Genomic DNA, 11,239 nt, shown 5'->3' with positions numbered 1-11,239 from the left:
GCTCGATGACCTTGCGCTGCTCTTCGAGCATGCGGTTGATCTTCTCGCCCAGGCCCTTGGCCGCCAGGCCCAGGTGGGTTTCGAGGATCTGACCGACGTTCATACGCGAAGGTACACCCAACGGGTTGAGTACCACGTCCACCGGCGTACCGTTGGCGTCGTGCGGCATGTCTTCGACCGGCATGATCACGGAGACCACACCCTTGTTACCGTGACGACCGGCCATCTTGTCGCCCGGCTGGATGCGACGACGGATTGCCAGGTAGACCTTGACGATCTTCAGTACGCCCGGTGCCAGGTCATCGCCCTGCTGCAGCTTGCGCTTCTTGTCTTCGAACTTGTCGTCCAGCAGACGGCGACGATCAACGATGTAGGCCTGGGCCTTCTCGAGTTGCTCGTTCAGCGCGTCTTCGGCCATGCGCAGTTTGAACCACTGGCCGTGCTCCAGACCGTCCAGCACTTCGTTGGAGATGACCGAACCTTTCTTCAGGCCGGCACCACCTTCGACGACCTGACCGTTCAGGGCGCTGCGCAGACGTTCGAAGGTTGCGCCTTCAACGATGCGGAACTCTTCGTTCAGGTCCTTGCGGATCTCGTCCAGCTGCATCTTCTCGATGGACAGCGCACGGCTGTCGCGCTCGACGCCATCGCGAGTGAAGACCTGTACGTCGATGACAGTACCCTTGGTGCCGGTCGGCACACGCAGGGAGGTGTCTTTGACGTCGCTGGCCTTCTCGCCGAAGATCGCACGCAGCAGTTTTTCTTCTGGCGTCAGCTGGGTCTCGCCTTTTGGCGTGACCTTGCCGACCAGAATGTCGCCAGCGCCGACTTCAGCACCCACGTAGACGATACCGGCTTCGTCCAGCTTGTTCAGCGCAGCCTCACCCACGTTCGGGATGTCCGCGGTGATTTCCTCTGGGCCAAGCTTGGTGTCACGGGCCACACAGGTCAGTTCCTGGATGTGGATCGTGGTGAAGCGATCTTCCTGAACCACACGCTCGGACAGGCAGATGGAGTCTTCGAAGTTGAAGCCGTTCCACGCCATGAACGCGATGCGCATGTTCTGACCCAGAGCCAGCTCACCCATGTCGGTGGACGGGCCGTCGGCCATGATGTCGCTACGCTGAACCACATCACCCTTGCTCACCAGCGGACGCTGGTTGATGCAGGTGTTCTGGTTCGAGCGGGTGTACTTGGTCAGGTTGTAGATATCGACACCAGCTTCGCCGGTTTCAACTTCGTCATCTGCAACACGCACCACGATACGGCTGGCGTCGACGGAATCGATCACACCGCCACGACGAGCCACGACGCAAACGCCGGAGTCACGCGCAACGTTGCGCTCCATGCCGGTACCTACCAGCGGTTTGTCGGCGCGCAGAGTCGGTACAGCCTGACGCTGCATGTTCGAACCCATCAACGCACGGTTGGCGTCGTCGTGCTCGAGGAACGGAATCAACGATGCGGCAACAGAAACTACCTGCTTTGGCGAAACGTCCATCAGGGTGACGTCTTCCGGCGCCTTGACGGTGAATTCGTTCAGGTGACGGACCGCTACCAGTTCGTCGATCAGTTGCTTCTTCGCGTCCATCGTGGCCGAAGCCTGTGCGATGACGTGATCAGCTTCTTCGATCGCCGACAGGAACACGATGTCGTCGGTAACCACACCCTCTTTCACCACGCGGTACGGGCTCTCAAGGAAGCCGTACTGGTTGGTGCGGGCATAGGCCGCCAGGGAGTTGATCAGACCGATGTTCGGACCTTCAGGGGTCTCGATCGGGCACACGCGGCCGTAGTGGGTCGGGTGTACGTCACGGACTTCGAAGCCTGCGCGCTCACGGGTCAGACCACCAGGGCCGAGTGCCGAGACACGACGCTTGTGGGTGATCTCGGACAGCGGGTTGTTCTGGTCCATGAACTGGGACAGCTGGCTCGAACCGAAGAACTCCTTCACCGCCGCCGCTACCGGCTTGGCGTTGATCAGGTCTTGCGGCATCAGGCCTTCGCTTTCAGCCATGGACAGACGCTCTTTGACCGCGCGCTCTACACGCACCAGGCCAACGCGGAACTGGTTCTCGGCCATTTCGCCGACACAGCGCACGCGACGGTTACCCAGGTGGTCGATGTCGTCGACGATGCCTTTGCCGTTACGGATGTCGACCAGGGTCTTGAGGACCTCGACGATATCTTCCTTGCTCAGCACGCCCGAACCTTCGATCTCGGTACGACCGATACGACGGTTGAACTTCATGCGACCAACAGCCGACAGGTCGTAACGCTCGGCGCTGAAGAACAGGTTGTTGAACAGGGTCTCTGCGGCATCCTTGGTTGGCGGCTCGCCAGGACGCATCATGCGATAGATCTCGACCAGCGCTTCCAGTTGGTTGCTGGTGGAGTCGATCTTCAGGGTATCCGAGATGAACGGACCGCAGTCGATGTCGTTGGTGTACAGGGTCTCGATGCGAACGACCTGAGCCTTGGCGATCTTCACCAGTGCTTCGGTGGTCAGCTCGGTGTTGCATTCGGCCAGGATTTCACCGGTAGCCGGGTGCACGATCGCCTTGGCGGTGGTGCGGCCCAGAACGTATTCCAGCGGCACGTCCAGGGATTTGACACCAGCCTTTTCCAGCTGGTTGATGTGGCGAGCGGTAATACGACGACCCTGCTCGACAATCACCTTGCCGCTGTCGTCATGGATGTCCATGACCGCGATTTCACCACGCAGGCGCTGTGGCACCAGTTCCAGGCTGAGCTTTTCGCCAGCCACGTGGAATACGTTGGTGGTGTAGAACGCGTTCAGCACTTCTTCGGTGGTGTAGCCCAGCGCGCGCAGCAGTACGGAAGCCGGCAGCTTGCGACGACGGTCGATACGGACGAATACACAGTCTTTCGGATCGAATTCGAAGTCCAGCCACGAGCCGCGGTAAGGAATGATCCGCGCCGAGTACAGCAGCTTGCCCGAGCTGTGCGTCTTGCCACGGTCGTGGTCGAAGAACACGCCTGGCGAGCGGTGCAGCTGGGAAACGATAACACGCTCGGTACCGTTGATTACGAAGGTACCGTTTTCAGTCATCAGGGGGATTTCACCCATGTAGACTTCTTGCTCTTTGATGTCCTTGATCGCTTTGTTCGACGATTCTTTGTCGAAAATGATCAGGCGGACTTTCACGCGCAGCGGTACCGCGTAGGTTACCCCGCGCAGTACGCATTCTTTGACATCAAAGGCCGGTTCGCCCAGACGATAGCCAACGTACTCCAGGGCAGCATTGCCGGAGTAGCTGATGATCGGGAAAACCGATTTGAAGGCCGCATGCAGGCCCACGTCGCGGAACTGATCTTTAGTCGCTCCCGCCTGCAAGAATTCACGATACGAATCCAGCTGGATGGCCAGGAGGTAAGGCACATCCATGACGTCCGGCAACTTGCTAAAGTCCTTGCGGATACGTTTTTTCTCAGTGTATGAGTAAGCCATCAGCGTTCCCCAGCTTGGTCACCTGCTTGTTTGGCTTCTCCCGACGGGAGCAGCCAGAAAATCGTGCAAACCCCATGGTTTGCGCCACCGTCATCGGTGGTTACCGCTCGTCATCGGCGCCGACCTGATCGGCTGCCAATAACGGAAAAAGGCCGGTGGCAAAAGCCACCAGCCATCAGCCTTTCGCTTGTCGCTCGGGCTGGAGACGCACAGTCGAAATTACTTCAGTTCGACGGTAGCGCCTGCTGCTTCCAGGTCAGCCTTGGCTTTGTCAGCGGCTTCTTTCGAAACGCCTTCAGCAACGACTTGAGGAGCGGTATCAACCTTTTCCTTGGCTTCTTTCAGGCCCAGGCCGGTCAGTTCACGAACAGCCTTGATCACGTTTACTTTCTTGTCGCCAGCGGCAACCAGAACAACGTTGAACTCGGTTTGTTCTTCAACAACGGCAGCGGCAGCAGCTGGGCCAGCAGCGGCAACAGCAGCGGTAACGCCGAAGGTTTCTTCCATTGCTTTGATCAGCTCAACAACTTCCAGAACGGTTTTCTGGCCGATTGCTTCGATGATTTGCTCGTTAGTCAGAGACATGACTTAAATCCTGTATTGGGGTGACAGCCTACGCAGCCATCAAATTAAACGTATGATTTCGAAAGGGCTTGCGGTGCCTTAGGCAGCAGCAGCTTCTTTCTGGTCGCGAACGGCTGCCAGAGTACGAGCCAGCTTGCTGGTCGCGCCTTGGATCACGCTCATCAGCTTCGCAATGGCCTCGTCGCGGGTCGGCAGGGAAGCCAACACGTCGATCTGGTTTGCGGCAAGGAACTTGCCGTCGAACGCAGCTGCCTTGATCTCGAACTTGCTCTGACCCTTGGCGAACTCAGCGAACAGACGAGCAGCAGCGCCCGGGTGTTCGTTGGAGAACGCGATCAGGGTAGGGCCGGTGAACACGTCGTTGAGGACACTGAATTCAGTGTCGGCAACAGCGCGCTTGAGCAGGGTGTTACGTACAACACGTACGTAAACGCCAGCTTCACGAGCCTCTTTACGGAGTCCGGTCATTGCGCCTACAGTCACACCACGGGCATCAGCCACGACAGCGGACAGAGCGACTTTGGCAGCCTCGTTGACTTCAGCGACGATGGCCTTCTTGTCTTCGAGTTTAATTGCCACGGGTAAAACTCCTGCTTGTTACCGTTTCATCCAGCCGAAGCCGAATGTCGTTTTGGTGTCTGACTCGGTAAGGAATCAGGGGCACCATCTGCGTAGGCTTGAGGTTTAAGGCTTGCGCCGCCTACGGTCTTGGATAGCCCCCGCCAGGCAGGGACCCCAATTTTTGCTGACGGGCGCAATTGCTCGCGCCCATCGCGGTCTTACGCGTTCAGGGAACCTTGATCGATTACCAGACCTGGGCCCATGGTGGTGCTCAGGGTAACGCGCTTGACGTAGATACCTTTCGAGGAAGCTGGCTTGATACGCTTCAGATCAGCGATCAGGGCTTCAACGTTTTCCTTCAGCTTGACGGCTTCAAAGCCGATCTTGCCAACGGAAGTGTGGATGATGCCGTTTTTGTCGGTACGGTAGCGAACCTGACCAGCCTTGGCGTTTTTGACCGCGGTGGCTACGTCTGGAGTTACGGTGCCAACTTTAGGGTTAGGCATCAGGCCGCGAGGACCCAGAACCTGACCCAGCTGACCTACAACACGCATTGCGTCCGGGGAGGCAATAACGACGTCATAGTTCAGGTCGCCGCCTTTCATTTCGGCAGCCAGATCGTCCATGCCTACACGGTCAGCGCCGGCAGCCAGAGCGGCCTCGGCAGCTGGACCCTGGGTGAACACGGCAACACGTACGGTCTTGCCAGTGCCGTGTGGCAGCACGGTAGCGCTACGAACGACCTGGTCGGATTTACGTGGGTCAACGCCCAGGTTAACGGCTACGTCGAAGGACTCGCTGAACTTCACGGTAGACAGTTCGGCCAGCAGCACTGCTGCTTCTTCGAAGTTGTAGACTTTGCCCGCTTCGATTTTCGAAGCGATAGCCTTTTGGCGCTTGGTCAGCTTAGCCATTACACACCCTCCACGTTGAGGCCCATGCTGCGAGCGGAACCGGCGATGGTACGCACGGCCGCTTCCATGTCAGCAGCGGTCAGATCAGCATTTTTGGTTTTTGCGATCTCTTCCAGCTGAGCACGGGTCACAGTACCGACTTTGACGGTGTTCGGACGCGCAGAACCGCTGGTCAGGCCAGCTGCTTTCTTCAGCAGAACCGAAGCAGGGGTGCTTTTGGTTTCGAAAGTGAAGCTACGGTCACTGTATACAGTGATGATCACAGGAGTCGGCAGGCCGGCTTCTTGACCCTGGGTACGGGCGTTGAAGGCCTTGCAGAATTCCATGATGTTCACACCGTGTTGACCCAGTGCTGGGCCGACGGGTGGACTTGGGTTGGCCTGGCCGGCCTTTACTTGCAGCTTGATGTAAGCCTGAATCTTCTTAGCCATGAGCTACTCCAATATCGGGTACAAGCGCCAGAAGGCTCCCCGGATTACTTGCGTTTTATCCCAGTGACGACAAAACCCCGCAGCACATAGGGCTGCGGGGTATGGGATGCGTCGTTCTGCTAGACCTTTTCGACCTGGCTGAACTCAAGCTCCACCGGAGTAGAGCGACCGAAGATGAGCACCGCTACCTGGAGCCGGCTCTTCTCGTAGTTAACCTCTTCGACCGTGCCGTTGAAATCAGCAAACGGACCGTCTACAACACGAACCACTTCACCTGGCTCGAACAGCGTTTTCGGCTTCGGCTTGTCGCTGCCATCGGCAACGCGACGCAGAATGGCCTCGGCTTCTTTATCGGTGATGGGTGCAGGCTTGTCTGCGGTACCACCAATGAAGCCCATGACACGAGGGGTGTCCTTGACCAAGTGCCAAGTCCCTTCGTTCATGTCCATCTGAACCAGCACGTAGCCCGGGAAGAACTTACGCTCGCTTTTGCGCTTCTGGCCATTGCGCATTTCAACCACTTCTTCAGTGGGGACCAGAATCTCGCCGAAGCCATCTTCCATGCCAGCCAGCTTTACGCGCTCGATGAGCGAGCGCATGACATGCTTCTCGTAACCCGAGTAAGCATGCACAACATACCAACGCTTAGCCACAGGACACCCTTAGCCAACAATCAAGGAAATCAACCAGCCGAGCAGGGAATCGAGCCCCCACAACAGCAGCGCCATGACCAGGACAACAGCCACCACAATAAGGGTGGTCTGCATGGTCTCTTGGCGGGTTGGCCATACGACTTTACGAATCTCGGTGCGAGCTTCCTTTGCCAGCGCAAAGAACGACCTGCCCTTTGCAGTCTGCAAGGCAACAAAGCCAGCAACAGCAGCAAGAGCGAGGAGTGCAATAACGCGATACAGAATCGGCGAAGCGGAGTAATATTGATTTCCGACCACGCCTACCACCACCAAAGCGACAACAGCCAGCCACTTGAGCAGATCAAAACGAGAGTCTTGGGCTTCAGACTTGGGAGTCATCTAGGAGGATCCTGTGAAAAGAAAGCCAGACACACAAGGTGAATCTGGCAGGTCAGGAGGGAATCGAACCCCCAACCTACGGTTTTGGAGACCGTCGCTCTGCCAATTGAGCTACTGACCTAAAAGCTTATCAGGCCGACCATTATGCCGGCCTGATCGAGAGAAATCAACTACTTATTCAATAACCTTTGCCACTACACCCGCACCGACGGTACGACCGCCCTCACGGATAGCGAAGCGCAGACCGTCTTCCATCGCGATGGTCTTGATCAGAGTGACAGTCATCTGGATGTTGTCACCTGGCATTACCATTTCAACGCCTTCTGGCAGCTCGCAGTTACCAGTCACGTCAGTAGTACGGAAGTAGAACTGTGGACGGTAGCCTTTGAAGAACGGAGTGTGACGGCCGCCTTCTTCCTTGCTCAGAACATAGACTTCTGCGGTGAACTTGGTGTGCGGTTTGACCGAACCCGGCTTGACCAGAACCTGGCCACGCTCAACGTCGTCACGCTTGGTGCCGCGCAGCAGCACGCCGCAGTTCTCGCCAGCACGACCTTCGTCCAGCAGCTTGCGGAACATCTCAACACCGGTACAGGTAGTGGTGGTAGTGTCACGCAGACCAACGATTTCCAGGGCGTCTTGAACGCGGACGATGCCACGCTCGATACGACCGGTAACAACGGTACCACGACCCGAGATCGAGAATACGTCTTCGATTGGCATCAGGAACGGCTTGTCGATAGCGCGCTCAGGCTCTGGAATGTAGCTATCCAGGGTTTCGACCAGACGCTTGACAGCGGTGGTGCCCATTTCGTTATCGTCTTTGCCTTCCAGCGCCATACGAGCCGAACCAATGATGATCGGGGTATCGTCGCCTGGGAAATCATAGGTGGACAGCAGGTCGCGAACTTCCATCTCGACCAGCTCCAGCAGCTCAGCGTCGTCTACCAGGTCAGCCTTGTTCAGGAAGACCACGATGTACGGAACGCCAACCTGACGGGACAGCAGGATGTGCTCACGGGTTTGCGGCATCGGACCATCAGCGGCCGAGCAAACCAGGATAGCGCCATCCATCTGAGCAGCACCGGTAATCATGTTTTTTACATAGTCGGCGTGACCCGGGCAGTCAACGTGCGCATAGTGACGAATGTTCGAGTCATACTCGACGTGCGCAGTATTGATGGTGATGCCACGTGCTTTTTCTTCCGGGGCGCTGTCGATCTTGTCGAAGTCAACCTTGGCAGAACCGAAAACCTCGGAGCAAACGCGAGTCAGCGCGGCGGTCAACGTCGTCTTACCATGGTCAACGTGACCAATGGTGCCGACGTTCACGTGCGGCTTGTTACGTTCGAACTTTTCCTTAGCCATCGAGACTGTCCCCCGGTAGAAGTAATAAGCAGATCAAACCGACCATTAAAACAAAGGCAGATATTTTCATATCTGCCTTGTCATATGGAGCTCTTGAGCGGATTTGAACCGCTGACCTCACCCTTACCAAGGGTGTGCTCTACCAACTGAGCTACAAGAGCGTAACACTGTGCAACAACAGCAAACCTGGAGCGGGTAGCGGGAATCGAACCCGCATCATCAGCTTGGAAGGCTGAGGTTCTACCACTAAACTATACCCGCGGAGCTTGCAGCTCTCGCTAAACTGGTGGAGGGAGAAGGATTCGAACCTTCGAAGTCGTAGACGTCAGATTTACAGTCTGATCCCTTTGGCCGCTCGGGAACCCCTCCAATGTGGCCGGCATTTTCTACTCTTGCCGTCCTGCTGTCAAGCTTTTTCTCATTAAAATCTTGAGGTTAGCTACTTTGACAACTGCTTCACTGCGTTACCACCTAGTGGTCATCGCTGTGGAGCGGGCGCCATTCTATGCAAACTATTCGATAGTTGCAACGCCTTCGCACAACATTATTTTATCTTTTAAGTCTTTGAAATCATGGGAAAGTCCGGCGAGCACCGTTGCGTCCAGCAAGCGACGGCTTTCAGGCGCTATCTGCAGCCACCACCCCTGACTGTCGGGCAGCCTCCCCACTACCTTGCGCGCCCGGATATCCAGGCTGATCAGACGCTGACGAAGGCTATTCAGTAGCTCGGGGCTAGCCAATGCCCCAAGGTAGAGACACTCATCGTCCTTCTGCGATGGCGCCTCGCGAGACTCGCTGAGTAGACGAATACCCTGCTGACTTCCCTTGTAGAGCGACAGCGATGTCACCTCTTTCGCCCTCAACGGTGCCTCCTGCTGGTGCCAGACGTAGTAGACGACATTGAGGACCAGCAATAACAGAAACAACCAGCGCATACACACCTCACTCCAGCGGACAGGCCATCGCCAGGCCTACGAACACCAGGTCGGGAACGATTCGGGCTTGCGGTACCACCTGGTGCAACAGGCCTGCGTCGCCACCGGTAATGAACAGGGTAAAATCCTCACCCCACAATGAGCGCGCCTGCTCGAGCTGAGTCAACACAAATCCATGCAGCATGAGCGTACAGCCGCGCTCTACCGCCTCGACGGTAGAGCGCCCAGGCTGCAGACTCGACAATGCACGCTCGGCGGACTCGTCGTCATAGCGGATACGCCGGGTATGGGTACGCAATTGATTGCGCATCAATGGCATCCCAGGGCAGATGAAACCTCCCAGGTGTTCCCCCTGCGCCGATACGAAATCCGATGTGACAGCAGTCCCCAGATCAATGACCACGCATGCCCTTCTGGCCAGATGGTACCCGCCAAGCAAAGCCAGCCACCGATCGAGCCCAAGACGCTCGTAATCGTCATAGCCATTGGTAACCCCGGCCAATGCAGTTGCCGAGCGCGCGCGCACTATCGACAGCCCGAACGCCTTCACCAGGGCATCACCAAGATGATCGGTCTCTTCTTCTGTACGCACACTGACCAGGCGGCAACGGGCCGGGGTATCGCCCGCAAGCGCCTCAACAGCCTCGATCAGCGCCTGGTTGGTATCGACGATGCCGCCGCCAACAACCGATGCGTCGGTGCGGATAACCCGCCACTTGATAAAACTGTTACCGCAATCGAGCTCAAGAATCATCGCGTAACCTCAAACTGAGCTCACCACCACTAAAGCTCTTCTCAACACCTTCGACCTGAAGACGCAGCGCGCCCTGACGATCGATACCGAGCACAACGCCGTCGACCCTGGTGACGCCGGCTATCAACGATACTGCACACCCCTGCCACAGGTGCCCTTGCTCCCACTCCGCCTGCAAGTCGGTAAAACCCGACTGACGATGTCGCTCCAGGTAAACCTGCAGATTCTCATTGAGCAGCGCAACCAGCTGGTTGCGATCAACCTGCTGCCCTGTTTCGAGCCGGACGGATGTCCATGCCTGATCGACCTCGCTGTTGGTCTGCATATTCACGTTCACACCAATACCCAGCACCACATGACAGACATCAGCGGGATCCCCCACAAGCTCAAGAAGAATACCTGCGATCTTGCGACCGTTGGCCAGCACATCATTTGGCCACTTCAAGCCCGCAGCATTCACTCCGACGGACTGAAGGGTACGCATGACCGCCAAACCCACCACAAGGCTCAGGCCTTCCAGTTGCCGCATGCCACCGTCGATACGCAGCACTAGGCTGTAATAGAGATTCTGCGCAAAGGGGCTTGACCAGTTTCTGCCACGGCGACCGCGCCCTGCGCTCTGATGCTCAGCCAGAACCAGAAAGGGTGCCTGGCGACCGGCACTGATCGCGCGCAACGCTTCGGCATTTGTCGAGTCAATCTCTTCATGGATGTGCATTGGCCAGAGCCGGCCTGTACCGGCACTCTCGATGGCGCTGACGTCCAACAGCGACAAAGGCGCAGCCAGCCTGTAGCCCCGCCCTCGCACCTTGTACACCGGCAGACTCAATTCAGCCTCGAGATGCTGCAATTGCTTCCACACGGCGCTGCGGCTGATGCCCAGGGCAGCACCCAAGGCCTCGCCGGAATGGAATCGACCATCCTTGAGGAGTTTCAACAACTTCAGCATGCCAATCTCGACTCACAATGAGGCACGCATGATAGCTATGCGCTGAAGGATTGCATACCTGTTGTAGGACGCGTCCTTACGGAGAAATAGCTGCGTGATCGCAGCTTTTTCGGCCCACAAAGACAAAACCCCTACCTGCAGATGCAGATAGGGGTTTCGGAATTTAATCTTGACGATGACCTACTCTCACATGGGGAAACCCCACACTACCATCGGCGATGCATCGTTTCACTACTGAG

The 11,239-nt window shown here is 57.1% G+C and carries 10 protein-coding genes, 4 tRNA genes and 1 pseudogene; all 15 read right to left on the bottom strand.

Annotation, left to right across the window (positions count from 1 at the left end; translation table 11 throughout):
- A pseudogene (rpoB, locus tag JZZ72_RS26475) lies at nucleotides 1–3,472 on the bottom strand (DNA-directed RNA polymerase subunit beta); the annotation flags it as partial.
- 219 nt (nucleotides 3,473–3,691) lie between these two features.
- Nucleotides 3,692–4,057: a 50S ribosomal protein L7/L12 gene (rplL, locus tag JZZ72_RS26470; RefSeq protein WP_043861936.1), complete on the bottom strand. Its 366-nt coding sequence runs from the start codon at nucleotides 4,055–4,057 to the stop codon at nucleotides 3,692–3,694.
- Between the two features lie 78 nt (nucleotides 4,058–4,135).
- A complete protein-coding gene (rplJ, locus tag JZZ72_RS26465; protein ID WP_043861937.1) occupies nucleotides 4,136–4,636 on the bottom strand; it encodes a 50S ribosomal protein L10 in 501 nt (166 codons plus the stop codon).
- Nucleotides 4,637–4,836: 200 nt separating this feature from the next.
- Nucleotides 4,837–5,532, bottom strand: a complete 696-nt coding sequence (rplA, locus tag JZZ72_RS26460) for a 50S ribosomal protein L1 (protein ID WP_043861938.1) — start codon at nucleotides 5,530–5,532, stop codon at nucleotides 4,837–4,839.
- Entirely contained in the window at nucleotides 5,532–5,963 is a 432-nt protein-coding gene (rplK, locus tag JZZ72_RS26455; protein ID WP_028944937.1) for a 50S ribosomal protein L11, read from the bottom strand. Before rplK ends, rplA begins: the two co-directional genes overlap by 1 nt.
- 119 nt (nucleotides 5,964–6,082) lie before the next feature.
- Complete coding sequence (nusG, locus tag JZZ72_RS26450) at nucleotides 6,083–6,616, bottom strand: transcription termination/antitermination protein NusG (protein WP_043861939.1); 534 nt, start codon at nucleotides 6,614–6,616, stop codon at nucleotides 6,083–6,085.
- Between the two features lie 9 nt (nucleotides 6,617–6,625).
- Complete coding sequence (secE, locus tag JZZ72_RS26445) at nucleotides 6,626–6,994, bottom strand: preprotein translocase subunit SecE (RefSeq protein ID WP_043861940.1); 369 nt, start codon at nucleotides 6,992–6,994, stop codon at nucleotides 6,626–6,628.
- Between the two features lie 45 nt (nucleotides 6,995–7,039).
- A tRNA-Trp gene (locus JZZ72_RS26440) sits at nucleotides 7,040–7,115 on the bottom strand.
- 53 nt (nucleotides 7,116–7,168) lie between these two features.
- Nucleotides 7,169–8,362, bottom strand: a complete 1,194-nt coding sequence (gene tuf / locus JZZ72_RS26435; protein ID WP_100634181.1) for an elongation factor Tu — start codon at nucleotides 8,360–8,362, stop codon at nucleotides 7,169–7,171.
- 85 nt (nucleotides 8,363–8,447) lie between these two features.
- Nucleotides 8,448–8,523 (bottom strand) — tRNA-Thr (locus JZZ72_RS26430).
- Nucleotides 8,524–8,549: 26 nt separating this feature from the next.
- Nucleotides 8,550–8,623 (bottom strand) — tRNA-Gly (locus JZZ72_RS26425).
- 23 nt (nucleotides 8,624–8,646) lie between these two features.
- A tRNA-Tyr gene (locus JZZ72_RS26420) sits at nucleotides 8,647–8,731 on the bottom strand.
- Between the two features lie 143 nt (nucleotides 8,732–8,874).
- Entirely contained in the window at nucleotides 8,875–9,297 is a 423-nt protein-coding gene (locus tag JZZ72_RS26415; RefSeq protein ID WP_043861942.1) for a hypothetical protein, read from the bottom strand.
- 7 nt (nucleotides 9,298–9,304) lie between these two features.
- Nucleotides 9,305–10,051 (bottom strand): pantothenate kinase, encoded by a 747-nt coding sequence (locus JZZ72_RS26410; protein WP_043861943.1) that lies wholly within the window; start codon nucleotides 10,049–10,051, stop codon nucleotides 9,305–9,307.
- Complete coding sequence (gene birA / locus JZZ72_RS26405) at nucleotides 10,041–11,000, bottom strand: bifunctional biotin--[acetyl-CoA-carboxylase] ligase/biotin operon repressor BirA (RefSeq protein ID WP_043861944.1); 960 nt, start codon at nucleotides 10,998–11,000, stop codon at nucleotides 10,041–10,043. The genes JZZ72_RS26410 and birA overlap by 11 nt, the downstream gene beginning before the upstream one ends.
- Nucleotides 11,001–11,239: the final 239 nt, after the last annotated feature.

It is taken from the genome of Pseudomonas palmensis, from assembly GCF_017848315.1.
GTDB classification, from domain to species: domain Bacteria; phylum Pseudomonadota; class Gammaproteobacteria; order Pseudomonadales; family Pseudomonadaceae; genus Aquipseudomonas; species Aquipseudomonas palmensis.
This window is presented reverse-complemented; position numbering and strand designations above follow the sequence as displayed.

Excerpts from the sequence above, each read along its gene's own strand:
- rplL (WP_043861936.1), bottom strand. The coding sequence starts at position 4,057 with ATGTCTCTGACTAACGAGCAAATCATCGAAGCAATCGGCCAGAAAACC.
- rplA (WP_043861938.1), bottom strand. The coding sequence starts at position 5,532 with ATGGCTAAGCTGACCAAGCGCCAAAAGGCTATCGCTTCGAAAATCGAA.
- rplK (WP_028944937.1), bottom strand. The coding sequence starts at position 5,963 with ATGGCTAAGAAGATTCAGGCTTACATCAAGCTGCAAGTAAAGGCCGGC.
- secE (WP_043861940.1), bottom strand. The coding sequence starts at position 6,994 with ATGACTCCCAAGTCTGAAGCCCAAGACTCTCGTTTTGATCTGCTCAAG.
- tuf (WP_100634181.1), bottom strand. The coding sequence starts at position 8,362 with ATGGCTAAGGAAAAGTTCGAACGTAACAAGCCGCACGTGAACGTCGGC.
- JZZ72_RS26415 (WP_043861942.1), bottom strand. The coding sequence starts at position 9,297 with ATGCGCTGGTTGTTTCTGTTATTGCTGGTCCTCAATGTCGTCTACTAC.
- JZZ72_RS26410 (WP_043861943.1), bottom strand. The coding sequence starts at position 10,051 with ATGATTCTTGAGCTCGATTGCGGTAACAGTTTTATCAAGTGGCGGGTT.
- birA (WP_043861944.1), bottom strand. The coding sequence starts at position 11,000 with ATGCTGAAGTTGTTGAAACTCCTCAAGGATGGTCGATTCCATTCCGGC.